This window comes from Bacillus sp. MMSF_3328, from assembly GCF_030733525.1.
Classification (GTDB): Bacteria; Bacillota; Bacilli; order Bacillales; family Cytobacillaceae; genus Bacillus_AB; species Bacillus_AB infantis.
This window is the reverse complement of the sequence record NZ_JASHIV010000018.1, coordinates 62,198-83,158: the sequence shown is the minus strand read 5'-3', so window position 1 is coordinate 83,158 and position 20,961 is coordinate 62,198. Positions and strand designations below refer to the sequence as shown.

The window sequence follows — 20,961 nt, the reverse complement described above, 5'->3', positions numbered from 1 at the left end:
CGCCGCCAGCGTTCGTCCTGAGCCAGGATCAAACTCTCCATATAAGAGTAAGATTTAGCTCTGATAAAAATAAGATTAACGTTGACGTTTTTGTTCGTTCAGTTTTCAAAGAACAATCTTCTTTTAACCTCGCCGCCCTTGAGCGACTTTATTATCTTATCATGTGTCATTCGTTCTGTCAACACTTTTCAAAAATAATTTTTCAGGTTGTTATTTAAATCCGTCAGCCACTGTGTTTTTGCTGAACAACTAGCAGCGACGGATATAAATATATCAAGTAAATAATAAAAGGTCAATACGTTTTAATGTTTTTTTAAAATAATTTTTTCGTCCGATAATGGCGGTGATACAAACCAGGGCTTTTCGTCACAATTTCAACTGCCTCTATTAGATGTTTATCGATCAGATATTCAAGCAGCATACTTAAATCAACAGAATAAGCACTTAATTCAGGATGGGTGATCATTTCATTGAAGGACCAGTCCTCTTTTTCGGACATTATATCAGTGAGATGCTGAATCCCGATTTTGGTTTTTGAATGGATCAGAAATTCACTTGCCAGAAAAAGAAGCTCAAGGCGTTTTTCTAATGGCTCTTCACTGATGACAAGCTCTTCATATAATTTAAAGATTTCCGGTTCTATCTGTTTAACCTGATGCCATACAGTGACTTCAGGGTGAAAGCCGCTTTCAATGACAGCAAGCCGCGCCAGGTGGTGAAGAGAATGAACGACATGGTTATAGGCATCGAGATAATGATTATTTTCAAAAAATGCCTTTCCATCCATATAGCGCCTTATTAATTTCGCAAATTCCACGCCCATCTTCAGCTTTCTTCCATAGAACGGGAATTCCTTTAATTCAACTTTCAGGTTGCTTATATACTCATTGCGGTCAAAAACGACTCTCCCATTATATAGCCAATCAAAAATCTTCCTGTTGGAGCCGTGGAGGATCCATTCATTCAGCTGGCTCTCCTTTACGATATGAAGTGCTGCTTTTTTATCATTATAAGTATAATGCTTCACGAAAACCGGCACCTCCGCCTCCTGGACAACGATCAGCAGGACTGCATCGAAGGTATCTGTAACAGGGACCGCTTTATTTCTTTTTTCTATGATCAGCACTCCAAGCGTGTTGGCCTGGCTTGCCCGTTCCTGATAAATAGGGCGAAGAATGTCTTCCATCATCATTCCTCCATTAATATTAGATAAGGATAGATTAATTTGAACTTCAATAACTTAGTGCAGCGGAGCCTATCCTCCGGACCAGCCCCGGGAGGCACTTTGATATTGCCGCAGCACACGGCATTCCAAGTCTGCGCTCATCTGCGCAAGGCCCCTCGCTTTTCTTTTATAGCATATAGGTTCTACAGCCATCCAGGAATTCCTGCTGTCCCCAAGCATTATTCGACAGGATCATTATTCATGTATTGCAGATATCCTTTAGAAAAGCAAATATGGTATAGTTATACTTTGGGAGGGACAAAAAAGAATGGCAAAATATTCGAGCAAGATCAACAAAATACGGACCTTTGCGCTTAGTCTGGTATTCATCGGCTTTATTGTTATGTATATAGGAATATTCTTCAGGACTTCACCGATTGTCATGACTATATTCATGCTGTTAGGCATGCTTTGCATCATCGCCAGCACCGGTGTTTATTTCTGGATTGGCATGCTCTCAACAAAAACTGTACAAGTTGAGTGCCCTAATTGCGGGAAATATACAAAGATGCTTGGCCGTGTGGATATGTGCATGTATTGCAATGAACCGCTGACACTCGATCCTTCCCTCGAAGGGAAAGAATTCAATGAGAGCTACAACAGAAAGGGTTCAAAACAGAAAAAAGCTGAGCAATAAATATGCTCAGAATAAATCGGCCCAGCAGGGATGCTGGGTTATTTTTTTATCCGCAAAACATCCGTAAGCCGCCGATTCCCTCTAAAACAAAAGAAAAAGCCGATAGCAGGCTATCGGCGTTATAGAATTAGTGCGCTTCCTTGCTTGCACAATCCGGGCATGTGCCGTAAATCTCCATGCGGTGATGGCTGATTTTAAAACCTGTTACATGGGAAGCCAGATGTTCAACTTCATCCAAACCAGGATAATGGAAATCCACGATTTTTCCGCAGTTTTCGCAAATCACATGATAATGATGGGTTGTAATAAAGTCAAACCTGCTTGATGCATCCCCATAGGTCAGTTCCTTTACCAGGCCAACTTCACGAAATACTCTTAGATTATTGTAAACTGTAGCCACACTCATATTAGGAAATTTTCCTTCTAATGCTTTATAAATATCATCTGCAGTCGGGTGTGACATGGAGCTTATTAAATATTCAAGTATCGCATGACGCTGCGGAGTAATACGCACTCCTGTATCCTTCAAGGTATCCAGCGCTTCTTTTAACTGTGTTTGAGCCACCGTCATGCACCTCTTTTCCAACAAAGATTCTTACTTTGTAATCTTTATAAATAGTGTACTAACTTTTTATGCTATTTGTCAATATTACTGTATGATGCCTGATTGATTTCAATCCTCTTCGTGAAGATTTTTCTCGTTTTCCCCCAGCTGAAGATTTACATATCTGGCCGTTACAAACAGCAGGTCAGACAATCTGTTCAGGTATGAAAGCACCAATGAGTTAACACCTTCAATCCGCACGGCCTCCCTTTCAGCCCGCCGCACAATCGTCCGGGCAGAATGGAAAGCGGCTCCTGCAGGATTTCCTCCTGGAAGGATAAAATTGGCAAGCTGCGGGAGTTCAGCATCCCATTCATCAATTTTGTTCTCCATGATTTTGATATCACCTTCAGAAACTTTCCACTTGACCTCTTTCCCGGGAGGAGTCGCAAGCTCTGCGCCTACATGGAAAAGGGCTGTTTGTATTTTATGGTATGTGTCTTCAAGCTCTTTTTTACCCTCAAAAAATTCACCCTTTAAATAGCTGAGTGCCAGGCCGATCATCGAATTGGCTTCATCACAGGTCCCGTAAGCTTCTACCCGCATGTCCCCTTTTGATACACGCTCTCCGTATATGAGCGATGTTGTTCCTTTATCTCCTGTTTTAGTGTAGATCTTCAAATTAATACCCCTTCCCAGGATCAATTTTATTCACATAGTCATTCCCGCTTTGTATATATGTATGAAGATTATGGGCAAAAATTTCAAAGGATCTTGGCAGGTACATGGCTGATCTGCTTGATAAGTGCGGAGTGACGGTTATATTGTCCAGCTTCCAGAATGGATGCCCCTTCTCCAGCGGCTCTGTTTCAAAAACATCCAGATAGGCATGTGAAATCACCCTCTTCTGCATCACATCCAGCAATATTTCTTCCCCGGCGACATCCCCCCTGCCCAAGTTGATGAAGACTGCACTGTTCTTCATCCTGCGGAAGTGCTCCATCCTGAGCAGATGTCTTGTCTCTCCTGTACTGGGGAGCACCGAGATGAGGAAATCAGCCTCCGGTAATAGTATGTCCAACTCTTCAAGGCTGAAAAGGCTGTCAATATGTGGCACAGGCGAACCGCTGCGGTTGATGCCCCAGGTTTTCAATCCAAAAGCTTTCCCCAGCCGGGCTATTTCACTTCCAATTGCGCCGGTTCCAAGGATCAGCATGGTTTTTCCGCGGAGCTCGCCCATCTGGATATTCCGGTCCCAGACCTCATTCTCTTCATTGACAATAAGCTTTTTCGCCTTTTTTTCGTGCATCAGCATCATCCCAAGTGCAAACTCTGCCATCGGGATGCTGTGAACCCCTCTTGCATTAGTAATAAGAATGCCTCTTTCTTCACATTCCTTAAGCGGCATCAATTCCAGCCCCGCGGACATTACCATGATCCATTTCAGCTTTTTGGCACTCTCAATATGCGCAGCTGTCAGATCCTCGCCATAAGTAATGAAGACTTCAGCCTGGGATAATGCCCCTTCAGCCTGCTCCATACTCTCATAAAATTCAAAAGCCGCATCCGGAAAAGTATTCTTAATTTTATCCTGCAGATCCTTTTCCGGCTGCAGAGAAGATACTATTTTCAAACCCGTTCCCTCCTTCGTTTTCTTCATCATATCACCCGAAGGATGTTTTTACATTTTTCAATCGATCATACCCACTTCTTCAGATGCCGAAACTTTCTTGCTCTGCCAGCATAAAAAAAGAACAGACCCTGAAAGGATCTGCTTCAAAGTATCTGAGGAGGTATGCCCTAATCTAATGATATTCAAAACTTGTTTAAATGAATGGACATCCGCCTTTGTTATGTTAAATTGGGCCAGACAGCTGCCCTTTTATGCAGTGGTTCAGCCATTCGCGACCTCTCCCAATATTGATGGAGATATCCTTCATATATCAAAGACAGCCGGGGGATGCCGGCAACGTCATCAGGCCTGATCATTTCACAGCATTTATCAAATGTATGTATCCCGCTCTGTGTAAGAATGGTGGATACGAATTGCGAGCAGGTGAAGGCATCGGCTCTTTGAAATTTTATCCCAAAGATAATGCCGATGCACCCGAGGAGATTATATTTATACCTCAGCGGATCTTCCTCAAATTGCAGGATTATTTTCCGGATGTCTTTATGCTGTGAATCTGAAACCTGCAGCCGGTAAACCGCACATCTCGTATTTCTCTTATGCTTGAACACGCCCCCATCGACCCTTTCCTTAATGAATCCGGCTGAAAAAGGGTTCAAATAGCTGCGCCTCCCGAAGCTGAATAATTGATTGAACTGCCTGTCCAGCGCAATGGAAGAATGATTATACGGAGCTTTCGTATAACACTTTATCAGTCTTGAAAATATCGTTCCTGTATCTGTCAGCAAGATATAAATGCATTTGCTCATCACATATCACCCAATATCCAATCTGGAAAATTTAACCCTTAGTATATTAGACGATTGGCCCCCGCAAATCACTACACTAAAATGAAAAAAAGATTGGATACAAGTATCCAATCCCGTTACTCAGGAAAGCTGCTCCTGTACATAAGCAAGCGCCTCTTCGACATGGCCCTTAACCTTTACCTTCCTCCATTCCTTCACCAGATTCCCTTCTTTATCAATGATGAAGGTGGATCTTTCAATCCCCATATACTCTTTGCCGAAATTTTTCTTCAGCTTCCATACATCATATGCTTCAGCGGCTTTATGCTCTTCATCTGACAGCAGGATAAAAGGCAATCCGTATTTCTCAATAAACTTACCATGCCTGCCAGCTGGGTCCGGGCTTATACCGATGATTACAGCGTCCGCTCCCTGGAACTCCTCATGCTTGTCCCTGAAGTCACATGCTTCGGTCGTGCACCCAGGTGTCATATCCTTAGGATAGAAATACAGGACCACATTTTTGCCCCGGAAGTCTGACAGCTTTACCGGCTTTTCATCTGCGTCCGGCAGTTCAAACCCCGGAGCCTGTTTTCCCAGTTCAATCTGCATATTAATCCCTCCATCGTTGTGATATCATAAGCCTATCCAAAATCTGCCGCAAACACAAATCCGGGACACTGTCAGGACTCTCTGTCGAATACGGCCCTCGCTACAAATGCTGCGGGAATCGTGTAGCCGATCAATGCCTCAAGGACGGCGATCATCCTCCCGATCCCTATAGGGGAAATATCGCCATAGCCTACTGAAAAAAGGGTTACGGCGCTGAAATAGAAACCTGTCTCCAGCCTTTGAAAAAATGTTCCCCCTTCTGCTCCCGCGCTTTCCCGGAGAACCTGGGTACCGTTCTGCTCCATTAAAACGTAAATAAGCCCAAAGCCAATCATGACCGTCACATATATAAAAGCAAGATACAGAAAGTTTTCAAACGAGACTCTTTTCCCGCGGATCTTATGGGGGATAAACAAGGTCCGCAGACTCATCAATACACAGAAGGCAATCAATATCAGCGAAAGATAAAAGACCAAATCAGACCCTCTTCTCCTTTATACTCCCTAGATTTATACGCTTAAAGCAGGGCCTGTATGCCGGCTTGTCTTTTAACAAATAGTGCGGTTCCAGTATTATCCTGTTAAAATAATGAATATCCATTTTTAAAGTGAGAGGAGTTATTTATGTATCTGCTGCTGTCTATATTGCTCGCTGTAATTTTAGGATGCATTTTATTGATGCTGAGTCCTTTATTGGCGGGCATTATTGCTTTCGGGATCATTGCCGGCACTTTGTTCAGAGCGGTTTATATGCTTAATAAAATTTATAAAACACTCCCAAAGCCGCCGGATAAAGCAACGGCTGCTTATCAAAACTATCTCAAAGATATAAAACATTTGAACGAAAAAGAAAACAGCAGAGTTTGAGTTTACACCAAGATCAGAAGACATAAAAAAAACAGCACCTCATTTAAGAGAGTGCTGTTTTTGCCATTCTAATTCCCCGCACCACGGTATTTCTTTACTCCCTGATTCCAGACGATGATGGACAGGCAGAAGAATACCAGACCGATGAATGGCGTCAGGAAAGAATAGGCCAGCCATTCATGCTTCCCAAGGAAATAGGCCGCCGGATAGACACCGACAAACGCGAACGGGAGGATCCAGGTAAGCACAAAACGGATGGCACCATTATATATGTCTACCGGATATCTTCCATAATTCCCGATATTGTACATCATCGGCATGATGGAAGTTCTCGCGTCTGCCCAAAAGCTGATGCACGCAATCAGGACGAAGATTCCCGCGTAAACCATCACACCGCCGAGCACAAGCAGGATAAACAAGAAAGGATCATACCAGCTTATGCTGAGTCCAAGCTGCTCTCCCGCATAAAACATAATCACCAGGCCGGTCACGGCTCCAAACAGAGATTCCAGTTCCATCCTTTCCAGGACAATCTGGAAAAGGCTATGGACAGGTCTGGTCAAAATCCTGTCAAACTCGCCTTTTACGATATATCGTTCATTGAAATCCCAAATATTGAAAAAGGAAGAAAACAGGGCATACGGAACAAGAAAGAAGCCATAAATAAAGATAATTTCATCTCTGTTCCAGCCGCTCAAATAGCTGGTATGTCCAAAGACAACCAGGATAAAGATCAAATTGACTGCCTGAAACAGCAAGTCGGATACAACCTCAACCGCCAAATCTGCCCGATACTCCAGCCTTGTTTTCATATACTGAGACACATATTGGAAGAAAATCGAAATATAAAACAAGCTGTTACCCTCCTTGTATGACCATCTGCTTTTTCGCCGCGGTCCAAAGTGCCTGTATCGGAATGATAAGGATCAGCACCCACACTCCCTGAAGCAGCAGACCATTGATGGCTTCCCCCTGTGTGAAGCCATTGGTGAAAATCATGCTTGGAATATAGCTGATGCCCTGGAAGGGAAGGAATTTCAAGATATCCTGAGCCCACACAGGGAAAAAGGAAAGAGGGATCAGCAGCCCGGAAAACAGATCGATCACAACGCGCTTGGCCCTGATCAAGCCTGTATTATTATATAAGAAAAAAGTCGTAATCCCTGTCAGCAGATTTAATTGGGTATTGATCAAGAAGCTGAGTAATATGGACACTGAAAACAGCAGCCAGGTAGAAGGGTCTGCCGAAAATTCAAGCGGGAAGATCAGGGCCACAATGACCATGCCGGGAACAGAGAAAAAGAACAAACGGAAAATGCCTTCACCAAGCCCCTGCATAGTCTTCATGCCAAGATAATTGTATGGCCTGATCAGTTCGACCGCTACTTTTCCTTCCTTTATTTCTGCAGCCATTTCCCGGTCAATATTATTGAAATAAAAGGCCCTGGCCATCCAGGCAACAGCTACATAGGTGGTCATCTGCAGGACGGAAAGGCCCTCAATGCTCTCTTTCCCTCCATATATCGCAGTCCATAAAAAATAATAAGCGCCAATATTAATGCTGTATATCAGAATGCCTGTATAATAATTCGTCCGGTAGGCGAGCATCATCAAAAAACGGATACGGATCATTTCTACATACTTATCCATTGCTGCCTCCTCAAGCCATGCTTTATCGTATATATTGCGGATAATTTCTTCGGTTGACGTTTCCATGATTTTAATATCCCTGACCTTGTAGGCCGAGACTGCCCTTGCAATCAGCGCAGAGATGACTTCCTCTTTATCCTCCGCAAAGGCCGTAAAGGCTTCGTCTTCTCCATTCCTTTGCCATTCGACCGGGAGATCAGCAGTAAGCTCTTCCAAGGCTCCCAATTCTGCCTGCTCAAGAAATTCAAACCGTATTTCCTTTCCCTCAGCCCAGGTTTCCTTCAGGCTCTGCAAAGCACCGTCGTATATGATGCGGCCTTCATCAAGCATGACAACCCGTTCGCAAAGTGCTTCAATGTCAGAAAGGTCATGGGTGGTCAAAAGAATGGTTGTATTGTATTTCTGGTTGATTTCTTTTAAAAACTCACGGATTTTCAGCTTAACCAGGACATCTAGGCCAATCGTCGGCTCATCAAGAAATAACAGCGGCGGATTATGGATCAGGGCCGCCGCCAGCTCGCAGCGCATTCTCTGTCCAAGCGAGAGCTTGCGCACGGGCTTATCCAGGAGAGGCCCGATATCCAGCGTCCTGATGACATGGTCCATATGGCTGGCATAATCCTCATCAGAAACTTTATAAACCTTTTTTAAAAGCCGGAACGATTCCTGAACGGCAATATCCCACCACAGCTGGGATCTCTGCCCGAACACAACCCCGATCGTCTGGACGAATTTCTCCCGGTCCCTGTGCGGATTCATCCCGTTGACAGTCACCTCCCCGGAAGTCGGCTCCAGGATGCCGGTCAGCATCTTGATGGTCGTCGACTTTCCCGCTCCGTTTTCCCCTATGTAGCCTACCATTTCCCCCTGCCTTACCTGAAAGCTGATATCGTTGACAGCAGGTACAATCTTATAATTTCGCGTAAACAGATCGCGGAAGGCCCCTTTAAGGCCGGCCCTGCTTGAATAGGCCTTAAATTCCTTGCGCAGGCCATTTACAATGATGGCATCCTTCATGTTTTCCTCCAGTTCAATCCCTTTTTACAAGGGCATATATTTCAAAACATCCAAGGCATCCTGCCTTCTCCAAAGCCGGTGCCCCAAGAACTCATTTTAGCCAAAGGACATCTTTAATACAAATAGCCTGCACTTCTTCCCTCTGGAGCACTCTCCACAGCGGGCTGACTCAGCCAGTAAGGCTTTACGGACAGTTCAGTCCCAGCCCCTTCCTTTTTCCTAACTTTCTTACTATAAGCGCGGGGCTATTACTGCCCGTTAAACTGCGGTAATATAGAGGGGGAATTACGCCTAAGGAGGAAGAAAATGAATTTCTCAAATTCAGAACGCATACATGAAGAAGCACTTAAACATATTGTGGGCGGAGTAAACAGCCCTTCCCGCTCTTATAAAGCCGTTGGCGGCGGCGCTCCCGTTGTGATGGAGCGTGCGCAGGGAGCTTACTTCTGGGATGTTGACGGAAATCAATATATCGATTATCTGGCTGCGTACGGCCCCATCATCACTGGCCATGCACATCCTCATATTACTGAAGCAATCAAAAGAGCAGCAGAAACAGGGGTCCTGTACGGAACACCTACCCCGCACGAAGTTAAATTCGCCAAGATGCTGAAGGAAGCCATGCCGGGCATGGAAAAAGTCCGCTTCGTCAATTCAGGCACTGAGGCCGTCATGACCACGATCCGTGTGGCGCGGGCATACACAGGAAAAGACAAAATCATTAAATTTGCCGGATGCTACCATGGCCATTCCGACCTTGTCCTTGTTGCTGCAGGCTCAGGGCCATCCACACTTGGAACACCTGATTCTGCCGGCGTGCCGAAAAGCATCGCCCAGGAAGTGATCACGGTCCCATTCAATGATATCGAGCCGTTTAAAGAAGCGATGAGAAAATGGGGAGACGAGATCGCAGCAGTGCTGGTCGAGCCGATCGTAGGAAATTTCGGGATTGTCGAACCAAAGGAGGGCTTCCTGGAGCAGATTAACGAAATTGCCCATGCAGCAGGCTCTCTCGTTATATATGATGAAGTCATAACAGCCTTCCGCTTTATGTATGGCGGCGCCCAGGATATGCTTGGCGTTCAGCCTGACCTGACAGCAATGGGCAAAATCATTGGCGGCGGGCTTCCGATCGGTGCTTACGGCGGCAAACTGGAAATCATGGAAAAGGTGGCTCCATTAGGCCCAGCCTATCAGGCAGGAACAATGGCAGGAAACCCGGCTTCCATTCTTTCCGGAATCGCCTGCCTTGAAGTCCTGAAACAGGATGGAGTTTATGAATATCTCGACAGGCTTGGGCAAATGCTTGAAGAAGGAATCCTGGCAGCTGCGGCTGAGCACGGGGTCCAAATTACCATCAATCGCCTGAAAGGCGCACTGACCATCTACTTTACAGAAGAAAAAGTAGAAAACTATGAGCAGGCAGAAAACACAGATGGCGAGACTTTTGCGCGTTTCTTCAAGCTGATGCTGGAGCAGGGGATCAACCTGGCACCTTCCAAGTATGAAGCCTGGTTTGTAACCATTGCCCATACCGAAGAAGATATACACGCAACTCTCCATGCAGTCAATCATGCATTCAGCATAATGGGCGGAGAATAATTATACAGTTTTTTATGCATAAAAGGAGCCTGAAACGGCTCCTTTTTTAATATAGGTAATATTGAAAACGTTTACAAAATAAGAGGTTTTATCAGCATATCCTTTTCCAGCTCCCTATTCCCCATCCATAGTTTTGTATAATTAATTGATTTCTGAAAATTCTTATGATATGATAGAAATACTAATTTTCGAAAAACTCACTTTTGTTTATTTTGTGTTTTTGAAAAATAAAGTCCCACTTTGTCTGTTTTTCCCCTTATATGTTTCCCCGAAACAATTAACCTTACAAAATTTCATTTTGTATACAGAAAAATCTTATAGGAGGTGAACCGGCTTGGCAATTTGCTGAAGCCGTATTTATGACACAAACTTGGAGCCCATCCCTATTCACTGAATTTAACCGCCAGGAGCACGATGCCTGCGGGATTGTAGCCGCAATGGAAAAGAATAAGATCCCTTCAAGGGAGAATATCTTCAGCTGCATTGACGCGCTTGTCACGATGAATCACCGCGCGGGTTTTATTAACGGAGAAGGCGACGGCGTCGGGATTCACATTGATATCCCGCGCGAGCTATGGAAGCAGAAGCTATCTGACGCCGGTGCCGATCCTGAGGCAGCCTCCCGCGAAGGTTTTGCGGTCGGCCATGTTTTCATGTCAAGAAATGAAAAAAGCTCAAGCATTAAAGCCAGTCTTGCAGAAAAATTAGTAGATGCAGGCTTTGAAATCCTATTTGAATCAGACGAAGTGACAGATTCTTCAGCCCTTGGGCCGATTGCCATCCAGGAAAACCCTATATTCTGGCAGTTTGCCATTGTATCAGAGTTGGAGGGCCAGCCCCTTAAGGAAAAATTATTTAACCTCATTATAGATTTCGAAGAAGATGAGCATGTCCATGTGGCTTCTTTAAGCCAGCACCATGCCGTATATAAAGTAATGGGCGCAGGGGATATCCTGCCCAAATATTATCATGACCTTGCGAACCCGCTTGCCGCATCGACGATGACACTAGGCCATAACAGATATTCGACCAATACGCTCTCCAGCTTTTTCCGCGTCCAGCCTTTCAGTGTGCTTGGGCATAACGGTGAAATCAACACAATTGCCAAGCTTCGGGATGAAGCTAAGCTTGCAGGCGTCCCTCTCGTGAAGGACGGCAGCGATTCACAGGACTTGAGCAGAACACTTGAGACGTTTATTTGCCGTGAAAATTATTCGCTTTTTGAAGCGATGGATGTGATGTTCCCGCCAATCGTAAATGAAATCAAGTCATACCCGGTCCATCTCCAGGATCTGTACACCTACATCCGGGAAGGCTGGGGCCATTTTGCCCAGGGTCCTGCAGGCATCATTTCCCGCTTTGCGGACGAGGCAGTATTCAGCGTGGATGCACTTGGGCTGCGCCCGCTCTGGATGCTTGAAACAGAAAGCTCTTATTTATTCTCTTCCGAACCGGGTATTATTCCTTCCAGCGAATATGTAAACGAGCCTAAGCCGCTGGCTCCTGGAGAAAAGGTCGGCCTGAAATGGAACGGAGATGTTCTTGAAGTATTTGAACAGCATGCATACCAGGAAGAAGTATACAAGAGATTCTCAAAGCGGGTGCATCTGGACGGCAGCAGGAAGCGGCTCGAAACGCCAAGGCTGCCCAAAACGATTTCAATGAACTATCCAAGTAAGATCCATAACGGCCAATACAAAGCTTTCGGCTGGGAAAGGGACCAGGTCCAGCTTGTTGAGCAGATGGCTGATAAAGGCATTGAACCGATCCGCTCTTTAGGACATGATGCACCTTTGGCAGCATTGAACCCTGAGCGGAAAAATATTGCCGACTATATAAAGGAAAGTGTGGCCGTCGTGACCAATCCGGCCATTGACCGTGACCGTGAGACAGAACACTTTTCAACCAGGACCATCATCGGGAAGCGCCCTGCCCTCTTCCATTCTGATAAGGAAGTCTCAGGAGTGACTGAACTTCAGACTCCGCTCCTGATTGAAGGAAAAGCAGGATTCGAATGTTCCGGCATCATCCAGCAGCCAAGCTATGACCAGGTGACAGACTATTACCAGGAGCAAAAGCTGACTGCCTACATCCCGATTGTTTTCAGTGAAGATGAAGGCATCCGGGAGGCCCTTGGCCGTTTGGCGGAGGATGCCGTGGCCGCTGTCAGGAGCGGAAAATCCCTCCTCATACTGGATGATTCACAGGCTCACCAAAATGGGTATCTCTGGCTCGATCCGCATTTGGCTGTATCAGCGATCGATCAGGCGCTCGTTAAGGAAGCGGTCCGCAGGGACTGTTCCATCCTGCTCCGTTCGGCTTCCATCCGGTCGCTGCATGATATCATCACCAGCTATGGACTTGGTGCAGATCTGATATCTCCGTACTATATGTTCATGACTGTGCTGGACGAATCTGCCACGCCGCTTGTAAACCTGTACACTGCCTTGACAAAAGGCCTTGAAAAGGTCATTTCTACTATCGGGATCCACGAGCTGAGAGGCTACGGACGCCTATTCTCAAGCATCGGGCTTCATGAGGAGACAGCCGAAATACTGAATATCGTAAACTTCTTCGGTTCAGGAGAGCTTGCCTGCAATTTCGATAGCATGAAGGAAGATGCTATTCAGAGAGCAGAAGATTACCAGAATGAAAAAGAAAGAATCGGAAAAACCTTTCATCTTTTCCCGCGCATCTGGAAAGCCATCGGCGAAGTTGCCAAAACCGGCGACTATACAGCATACGGGGAAAAGATTTCAGAACAGGAGGAGCAGAATCCAACAACGATCCGCCATCTGACCGGCTTCAAGCCTGCCTCCTCCCCTGTATCGCCTTCAGAGGTGAGCCTGAATGTCGGCACGCATGATCTTCCTTTTGTCATTGCTTCCATGTCGTTCGGCTCACAGAATGAGATTGCCTTCAGGGCTTATGCAGAAGGTGCAGACCGCCTGAACATGGTCAGCATGAACGGTGAAGGCGGGGAAATCAAGGATATGCTGGGCAAATACCCGAATACCCGCGGACAGCAGGTTGCTTCCGGCCGGTTTGGGGTGAACGCAGAGCTGCTGAACTCATCAAACCTGCTTGAAATCAAAATCGGCCAGGGCGCGAAGCCGGGTGAAGGCGGACATCTTCCCGGCTCAAAAGTGACAGCGAAGATTGCCGAGGCGAGAAATGCCACCATCGGCTCAGATTTAATCTCGCCTTCGAACAACCATGATATCTATTCAATTGAGGACCTGGCCCAAATGATACACGAGCTTAAGACGGCCAATGATAAAGCAAAAGTTGCTGTAAAAGTCCCTGTCGTTCCTAATATCGGGACGATCTCTGTTGGAATCGCAAAAGCCGGGGCGGATATCATCACTTTGAGCGGCTTTGACGGGGGCACCGGCGCAGCCAGGATCCATGCGCTCCAGCATGTCGGACTTCCGGTTGAAATCGGCGTTAAGGCCGCCCATAACGCCCTGCTTGAAGCAGGACTGCGCGACAGTGTGGAAATCTGGGCAGACGGCGGCATCAAGAGTGCATCAGATGTGCTGAAGGTTATGCTCCTCGGTGCAAACAGAATCGGATTCGGGACACTTTCTATGCTTGCAATCGGCTGTACCACATGCCGCGGCTGCCATCTGGATACATGCCATGTCGGGATTGCGACCCAGATCGAAACAGAAGCGCAGGCAAAAGATCATGGCCTCCGCCGCTTCGTCCCTCGTCAATTCGATTTGGCCGTCCAGGGCATCATGAACTTATATACAGCTTTCGGGACGGAACTCAAGGCGCTGGCGGCTGGACTTGGAATCAGGAACCTCCAGGACGCTGTCGGGCGCTCTGACCTCCTCGAGCAGGCAAAAGGAAAAGAACAGCTTGACCTGACCTACCTCCTCCGCACCCTGGAGATTGGCCAATTGAGCCACCAGGAAGCGGCTGCTTCCCTCGATGCCCACCAGCTTCAGGTTGCAGTAGGCGCAGAATATCTTGATGCAAGCGTAGAAGAGCTTCACCAATCACGCGAATACCAGAGCATTACTTCAGAACAGCGTGTGCTGGGAAGCCGTGTTTCCTGCCACCGTGTCAGAAACCGGCTGGACGGATCATATCAGAGCCTTCCGCCAGTTTCCCTTAAATATAAGGGCGGCTCGATTCCAGGCAATGGGCTCGGAGCCTACAACAGCGCCGGTATCCATATTGAAGTGGCCGGCGGTGCCCAGGATGGCATCGGCAAGACTTCATTCGGCGGAGAGATTCTGATTTTTAAATCAAAAGGAAAGAATGGCAGCTTCTACAACGGATCAGTCGGCAAAGGGTTTGGATACGGCGCACAAAAAGGGCTCCTCGTGGCCCAGGGCAATGCCGATGCTCGGGCAGGCATCCGTCTCTCCGGTGCTGACATGATTATTGGCGGGCAGCTGAAAAAGCCTCTTCCTGAAAAAGAACATGGCAACATCGGGACACATGCCAATATTAAGGGATTTGCTTTTGAATACATGACAAATGGCAGAGGCCTTGTCCTGGGCGATCCTGGACCATGGATATGCGCGGGCATGACCGGCGGAGTCGTATATCTCCGCCATCAGCCGGAATTGGGGCTCACGAAGGAAGCCCTTCAGCGCAGGATCGCAAAAGGGGCAAAGGTCACGGTCTCTGCTTTATCCTCAAAAGGGCAGGAAGATGTTCAAGAGCTTCTCGGCAATTATATAAAAATGCTCACGGAACAAGGGCAGCACGAAGAATCTGAACAGCTGTCCAAATTGCTTGAAGACGTTGAAAACCACTTCTTCCAGGTAGTACCTGTAAAAGAACAGGCTGACCCTTCTGTTTCTACAGAATGATGGTTCGCCAAAGGCCCGCTCAACATTCTTGAGCGGGCCTTATTTATTTCCTATTTCTTTTTATGCACAGCACAACTGAAGGATCATATGAAGGCCTTTCCCGCCCATATACTATAATCGATCCGGCAATGCGCCCCTTTTTTCATGTAAGCGCCTTAATGGAATTTTATCGGAGATTTATCATATTTGTCCCTTGAACTTCAAGGATAATCCCTGTATAGTACATAATTGTTTAACAATGAGCAAATCGGTTTAAAGTAAGTATAAAATAGATAATTGCTGTTCTATTGTAATAAGGCAGCCATTATAAATACGAAAGGATATTATTTGCATGAAGCTTGGAGCCCGAATACTAAAAACGGGAATTGCCATCATACTGTCTTTATTTTTATCAGAAATCTTCAACCTGCCAACCCCTGTTTTTGCAGGCATCGCAGCCATTTTTGCGATTCAGCCTACCATCTACAGATCGTATCTATCGGTAATCGAGCAGATCCAGGGCAATATCATCGGGGCTGTCATTGCCGTCGTCTTTGTTCTTGTTTTCGGAAACAACTATTTCATTGTCGGTCTTGCCGCCGTCATTGTCATCATTATCAACCTGAAGCTGAAGCTTGAAAAAACCATCGCCCTGTCACTGGTGACCTTAATCGCCATCATGGAGACTCCTGGTGATGACTTTGTTCAATTTGCTGTTATCCGTTTTTCGACCATCATGCTTGGGATATTATCAGCTTTCCTGGTCAATCTTGTATTCCTGCCGCCTAAATATGAAAACAAGCTGTATTATAAAATATCCAATGCGACAGAAGATATTACAAAGTGGATCAGGCTGAACGTCCGCCATGCCTCTGAGCATATGCTCTTAAAAAATGATATCGAAAAGCTGAAAGATGATGTCATCAAGCTCGATCAGCTGTACCTTATGTACAAGGAAGAACGTAATTACCTGAAAAAAGACAGTCCGGTCAAAGCAAGAAAGCTGGTCATCTACAGACAGATGATCTCGACCGTTAAAATGTCGCTTGAAACACTGAAAAGGCTGCACCGCCATGAATACGAGCTGCAGCAGATGCCAGAGGATTTCCAGAATTCTATCCAGCAGCAGCTGGACTGTCTGATACACTATCATGAGCATGTGATGCTTAAGTTCATTGGTAAAGTGAAACCTCAGGTGAGTTTTGAAGAAGGCGATATCTGCCTGGACCGCAAGGAGCTGTTCACCTTCTTCCTGGCGCAGCATAAAAACATGGAAAATGATGATGAGCAGATCATCTATCATACGATGCAAATTATTTCTGCCATTATTGAATACGACGAACAGGTCGAGCATTTGGATACATTGATTTCGAGCTTCCAGTCGTATCATAAAGAGGAAAACGAGATTAGTATAGAGGAAAACGAGGAATAAATTACAAAAGCAGCCATCAGGCTGCTTTTGTTAATTCTTCAAACGAAGGGATTAGGTTTTTCCGTTAATGGCGGCTGTTGATTTCCGTTACAGGCACTTCGCTTTCCGCGGGGCGACGCTGAGCCTCCTCACCGCTGCGCGTCTGCGGGGTCTCAGCATGGCCGCTGCAATCCCGCAGGAGTCTACGTGCCTTCCACTGCAATCAACAGGCTTTTTAAAGTTTGAGTAATGTAATATCCAAGGCAGCTTTTAAATCTATTAGTTAATTAGGCGCTAAAGAATATTTGTTATCAAACAAAAAAGGGTGCGGAAGATCTTTTTCCGTACCCTTTTTGACATTGCCAATCTTCTAGGTTCTCAAGTCAAAAGACACTTAAATGTGGAATATTCAACCAATGCCTAATATGCGTAATGCCACAAGATGTAGTACAAATATATGTTGTTCATGAGCAGAATTCAATTCCTTTATTGAGCATGCACATTCCCTTTTCTTCCTAACTCTTCATCCTAGGATCCAATGCATCTCTCAGCCCATCGCCCATGAGGTTGAAGCCGAGTACTGTGAGCATGATGGCGAGTCCGGGGAAGATCATTGTCCAGGGGGCCTGGATGAGGTATGCCTTTGCATCTGAGAGCATTTTTCCCCATTCGGGATTTGGCGCTTCTGCCCCCAGGCCAAGGAAGCCCAAAGCGGCTGCTTCGATGATGGCAGTTGCCACTGCCAGTGTTCCCTGGACGATGATTGGACCCATGCTGTTCGGCAGGACGTGAAGGAATAAGATACGGGCATCACTCATGCCGACCGCCTTTGCCGCCATGATATATTCCTCCTGCTTTACACTAAGCACACGGGAACGGATCAGGCGCCCAAAGTTAGGGATATTGATGATGGCAATGGCAATGAGTGCATTCCTTAAGGATGGGCCCAGTACCGCTACTATTGCAATCGCCAAAAGGATGCTAGGAAATGCAAGCATGATATCGAAGAACCGTGAAATGATTGTATCCACCCAGCGGCCATAATAGCCTGCAAGAATGCCAAGCAGACAGCCTGCGGCAAGTGAGCCAAGGACGGCCAGAAAGCCGACCCATAAAGAAATCCGCGCCCCATAAATTACCCGGGAAAGAATATCCCTTCCAAAATCATCGGTTCCGAACCAATGGTCGGCCGATGGGGCCTTCAGCCGGTTTGCCAGCTGCTGCTCGTTGATGCCTGTAGGGGCGATCAGCGGCGCAAATACTGCGAGAATGACAAAGAACAGAACAATAAGCGCGCCGACAACAGCCAGCTTGTTTTTCCGGAAGCTCCGCCATGCTTCAAGCCAGGGGGATTCCACCTTTTCCTCGGCCTGGACCGCAGACGGATGTACATTTTTTTCTGTTGATAATTCCATAGGCTTCTTCCCTCCTTTAGTTGTATTTGATCCTTGGATCGATTGCAGCATATAAGAGGTCAACAATCAGATTGATCATGACAAAGATGAATGCAATGACAAGGATCCCTGATTGGATGACCGGATAATCGCGGTAATTGATAGCTTCATAGATATATCTTCCGATTCCCGGCCAGCTGAAAATGGTCTCCGTCAGGATGGCACCGCCAAGAAGGAGCCCGGTCTGCAGTCCGATAATCGTCAAAACAGGAATGATGGCATTTTTCAAAGAATGCTTGTACACAACCCAGAACATCCTTAGCCCTTTGGCCCGTGCTGTACGGATGAAGTCTGAACGCATGACTTCAAGCATCGTCGAACGCGTGATCCTGGCAATAATGGCCATCGGTATGGTCGATAATGCAAGGCTCGGAAGCACAAGGTGGCGGATGACATCCCAGAACTGATCCATCCGTCCTGCAAGGAGAGTATCGATGATATAAAGGTTGGTGATGGCCTCAACCGGATTTCTGACCTCTTCCCGTCCGGACGTAGGGAGCCAGTCTAAATTGATGGCAAAAATCCACTGCTCCATAAGGCCAAGCCAGAAAATCGGCATGGATACACCGATAAGAGCAAGCACCATGGCAATATAATCAAACCAGGAATTTTGGAACCAGGCACTGATGATCCCTGCATTCACGCCGAAAAAGATCGCAATGAGCATGGCGCAGAAGGAAAGTTCCATGGTAGCTGCCAGGAAAGGCCAAATTTCTCCGCTGATAGGTGCCTTCGTACGAAGCGATTCCCCAAGATCACCCGTAAACAGGCCCCCCAGATATGTAAAATATTGAATAAACCAGGGCTTATCAAGCCCAAGCTGCTCTGTCAAATCAGCCACAGCCTCTTTTGTTGCCAGCTGGCCCAGGATGATTTGGGCGGGATCTCCCGGTATGGCCCTGATCATGAAAAATACAATCAGCGACAAGCCCAGTAAAACCGGTATAAGGGAAAATATTCGTTTGATCGTATATGACAGCATGTTTTCACCTCTCTTGATGGTTGTCCAGCCGCATCGGTCCGGCTAAAAGAAAAGGGAGCCGCTTTAAGGAACTCCCTTTCTTTCTCTTTCCATTTACTTTTTAAATTCCACAGAAGACAGCAGATCCGATCCTGTTGGATGCGGCTTGAATCCGGTAATATCCGCTTTTCCTGCAAGAACAGGATTGGAGTGGACAAGCGGGATCCATGGCGCATCATCCTTGATGATCAGCTGAGCCTGCTTATACAGCTCTTCACGCTCGGCCTGGTCTGTCAGCGTCTGTGCTTTAATCAGAAGGTCATGGACCTCCTGGTTTTTGTAATATGTGTAGTTATTGGATCCGATAGTATCCTGGTCAAGAAGGACATACAGGAAGTTGTCAGCATCTCCATTGTCCCCTGTCCAGCCGAGAAGGAAGGAATCTGCTTCCCCTTTATTGGCCTTGTCGAGGTAAGTTCCCCATTCATAGGATACGATTTTCGCCTTTACGCCAACATCAGCAAAGTTGGCCTGGATGGCTTCAGCAACCTTTTGCCCGTCCGGCATATATGGACGTGCAACCGGCATTGCCCAAAGCTCCATCTCAAATCCATTTTCATAGCCTGCTTCCTTCAGAAGCTCCTTTGCCTTTTCTGGATTATACTCATAATCCTGCACCTCATCATTATAGCCTGCAATTCCCGGCGGCATCGGGTTCTTCGCCGGCTCTGCATATCCGGAATAGAAGGCATCGATGAGAGCCTGCTTATCCACTGCGTAGTTCAGCGCCTGGCGGACCTTCTTATCCTTCAGCGGGCCGCGTGTATTGGTCAGCCCAAGATAGCCGACATTCATGGACGGGCGGTCAAACAGCTGCAGATCTGCATTTCCTTCGATTTGCCCTACATCACTGAAGCTTACGCCATCAATCAGGTCAACCTCGCCTGTAGACAAAGCATTCAGCCTTGCTGAGTTTTCAGGGATGACCCTGAAAATGACTGAGTCAAGCTTTGGCAGGCCTTCTTGCCAGTAATCCGGGTTCTTCTCAATGACGACACGGTCGTTCCGTTTCCATTCTTTGAATTTGAAAGGTCCTGTTCCGACAGGGTTGTCAGTGAACTTATCGCCGGCCTTTTCTACTGCTGCAGGACTCGCGATTCCAAATGGCGACATCGCCAGGTTTTTCAGGAATGGAGCGATCGGTCTGCTTAATGTAAATTCAACTGTATAATCATCAACTGCTTTTACCTCTGTTAGGACATCGCCAAATTGAGAGGCATAATAATAGAATTCTTCTTTATTTCCTGCTTTCCAGCGGTTGAAGTTGAAGACGACCGCTTCTGCATTGAAGTCTGTCCCGTCATGGAACTTGACTCCCTCGCGAAGCTTGAGCGTATGCTTCAGCCCGTCTTCACTTTCCTCCCATTCAGTTGCAAGGCCAGGCTGGATTTCTGTATCCTGCTCGCCAAAGTTGATCAATGTTTCAAAAATATTGACAGTGACTTTAAAGGATTCACCTTCGGTAGTAACGGCCGGGTCCAAAGCATCAGAGTCTCCGCTTCGCCCGAAGACAAGTGTTCCGCCGGCAGCTGTTTCACCGCCCGAATCTGTACCGGAATCTTTCTCTCCTTCATCAGTGCCGCTTGACTGGCTGCCGCTGCAGCCTGCAAGCCCCAGTGACAGCAGCAGGGCAAAAACCAACATTAAAAGACCATTGCGCTTTTTCATACTTTTCCCCCTTTTAATATCTTTC

General features: G+C 46.6%; 17 protein-coding genes and 1 pseudogene. 5 read left to right on the top strand and 13 right to left on the bottom strand.

The window, feature by feature from the left end; genetic code table 11:
- Positions 1 to 313: 313 nt before the first annotated feature.
- Positions 314 to 1,186: a nucleotidyltransferase-like protein gene (locus RBB45_RS21310; protein ID WP_022543517.1), complete on the bottom strand. Its 873-nt coding sequence runs from the start codon at positions 1,184 to 1,186 to the stop codon at positions 314 to 316.
- Positions 1,187 to 1,493: 307 nt separating this feature from the next.
- Between RBB45_RS21310 and RBB45_RS21305 the strand changes: the two genes are divergently transcribed.
- A complete protein-coding gene (locus RBB45_RS21305; RefSeq protein ID WP_009795226.1) occupies positions 1,494 to 1,862 on the top strand; it encodes a YgzB family protein in 369 nt (122 codons plus the stop codon).
- 127 nt (positions 1,863 to 1,989) lie between these two features.
- Here RBB45_RS21305 and perR read toward each other — a convergent pair whose 3' ends face one another.
- From perR to RBB45_RS21275, 6 genes are all read right to left on the bottom strand, one after another.
- Positions 1,990 to 2,427: a peroxide-responsive transcriptional repressor PerR gene (gene perR, locus RBB45_RS21300; protein WP_022543515.1), complete on the bottom strand. Its 438-nt coding sequence runs from the start codon at positions 2,425 to 2,427 to the stop codon at positions 1,990 to 1,992.
- 108 nt (positions 2,428 to 2,535) lie between these two features.
- The gene (locus RBB45_RS21295) at positions 2,536 to 3,087 is read right to left on the bottom strand and encodes a cob(I)yrinic acid a,c-diamide adenosyltransferase (protein WP_022543514.1); all 552 of its coding nucleotides are present in this window, start codon (positions 3,085 to 3,087) and stop codon (positions 2,536 to 2,538) included.
- 1 nt (position 3,088) lies between these two features.
- Positions 3,089 to 4,039 (bottom strand): D-2-hydroxyacid dehydrogenase, encoded by a 951-nt coding sequence (locus RBB45_RS21290; RefSeq protein ID WP_306010322.1) that lies wholly within the window; start codon positions 4,037 to 4,039, stop codon positions 3,089 to 3,091.
- 218 nt (positions 4,040 to 4,257) lie between these two features.
- Positions 4,258 to 4,845, bottom strand: a complete 588-nt coding sequence (locus RBB45_RS21285; RefSeq protein ID WP_009795221.1) for a hypothetical protein — start codon at positions 4,843 to 4,845, stop codon at positions 4,258 to 4,260.
- A gap of 120 nt (positions 4,846 to 4,965) precedes the next feature.
- Positions 4,966 to 5,436: a thioredoxin-dependent thiol peroxidase gene (gene bcp / locus RBB45_RS21280; RefSeq protein ID WP_009795220.1), complete on the bottom strand. Its 471-nt coding sequence runs from the start codon at positions 5,434 to 5,436 to the stop codon at positions 4,966 to 4,968.
- 71 nt (positions 5,437 to 5,507) lie between these two features.
- Positions 5,508 to 5,912: a potassium channel family protein gene (locus RBB45_RS21275; protein WP_009795219.1), complete on the bottom strand. Its 405-nt coding sequence runs from the start codon at positions 5,910 to 5,912 to the stop codon at positions 5,508 to 5,510.
- Between the two features lie 147 nt (positions 5,913 to 6,059).
- Between RBB45_RS21275 and RBB45_RS21270 the strand changes: the two genes are divergently transcribed.
- Entirely contained in the window at positions 6,060 to 6,302 is a 243-nt protein-coding gene (locus tag RBB45_RS21270; protein ID WP_009795218.1) for a hypothetical protein, read from the top strand.
- A 68-nt stretch (positions 6,303 to 6,370) separates the two neighbouring features.
- Here the strand turns inward: RBB45_RS21270 and RBB45_RS21265 are convergent, their stop codons facing one another.
- From RBB45_RS21265 to RBB45_RS21255, 3 genes and pseudogenes are all read right to left on the bottom strand, one after another.
- Positions 6,371 to 7,156 (bottom strand): ABC transporter permease, encoded by a 786-nt coding sequence (locus tag RBB45_RS21265; protein WP_306010321.1) that lies wholly within the window; start codon positions 7,154 to 7,156, stop codon positions 6,371 to 6,373.
- A 4-nt stretch (positions 7,157 to 7,160) separates the two neighbouring features.
- Entirely contained in the window at positions 7,161 to 7,952 is a 792-nt protein-coding gene (locus RBB45_RS21260) for an ABC transporter permease (RefSeq protein ID WP_101551695.1), read from the bottom strand.
- Positions 7,953 to 7,973: 21 nt separating this feature from the next.
- Positions 7,974 to 8,969: pseudogene (locus RBB45_RS21255) on the bottom strand (ABC transporter ATP-binding protein); the annotation flags it as partial.
- Positions 8,970 to 9,275: 306 nt separating this feature from the next.
- Between RBB45_RS21255 and RBB45_RS21250 the strand changes: the two are divergent.
- The 3 genes from RBB45_RS21250 to RBB45_RS21240 all read left to right on the top strand — a co-directional run bounded on the left by RBB45_RS21250 (position 9,276) and on the right by RBB45_RS21240 (position 16,814).
- Complete coding sequence (locus tag RBB45_RS21250) at positions 9,276 to 10,571, top strand: glutamate-1-semialdehyde 2,1-aminomutase (protein ID WP_009795214.1); 1,296 nt, start codon at positions 9,276 to 9,278, stop codon at positions 10,569 to 10,571.
- A 359-nt stretch (positions 10,572 to 10,930) separates the two neighbouring features.
- On the top strand, positions 10,931 to 15,403 hold the full coding sequence (locus RBB45_RS21245; protein ID WP_306010320.1) for a glutamate synthase-related protein: 4,473 nt from the start codon (positions 10,931 to 10,933) through the stop codon (positions 15,401 to 15,403).
- 331 nt (positions 15,404 to 15,734) lie between these two features.
- Positions 15,735 to 16,814, top strand: coding sequence for an FUSC family protein (locus tag RBB45_RS21240; protein WP_009795212.1), 1,080 nt, complete (start codon positions 15,735 to 15,737; stop codon positions 16,812 to 16,814).
- A gap of 494 nt (positions 16,815 to 17,308) precedes the next feature.
- Here RBB45_RS21240 and RBB45_RS21235 read toward each other — a convergent pair whose 3' ends face one another.
- From RBB45_RS21235 to RBB45_RS21225, 3 genes are all read right to left on the bottom strand, one after another.
- Positions 17,309 to 18,208 (bottom strand): ABC transporter permease, encoded by a 900-nt coding sequence (locus RBB45_RS21235; protein WP_022543512.1) that lies wholly within the window; start codon positions 18,206 to 18,208, stop codon positions 17,309 to 17,311.
- A gap of 16 nt (positions 18,209 to 18,224) precedes the next feature.
- Positions 18,225 to 19,229, bottom strand: a complete 1,005-nt coding sequence (locus tag RBB45_RS21230; RefSeq protein WP_009795210.1) for an ABC transporter permease — start codon at positions 19,227 to 19,229, stop codon at positions 18,225 to 18,227.
- A gap of 93 nt (positions 19,230 to 19,322) precedes the next feature.
- Complete coding sequence (locus tag RBB45_RS21225; protein WP_129613409.1) at positions 19,323 to 20,936, bottom strand: ABC transporter substrate-binding protein; 1,614 nt, start codon at positions 20,934 to 20,936, stop codon at positions 19,323 to 19,325.
- Positions 20,937 to 20,961 lie beyond the last annotated feature (25 nt).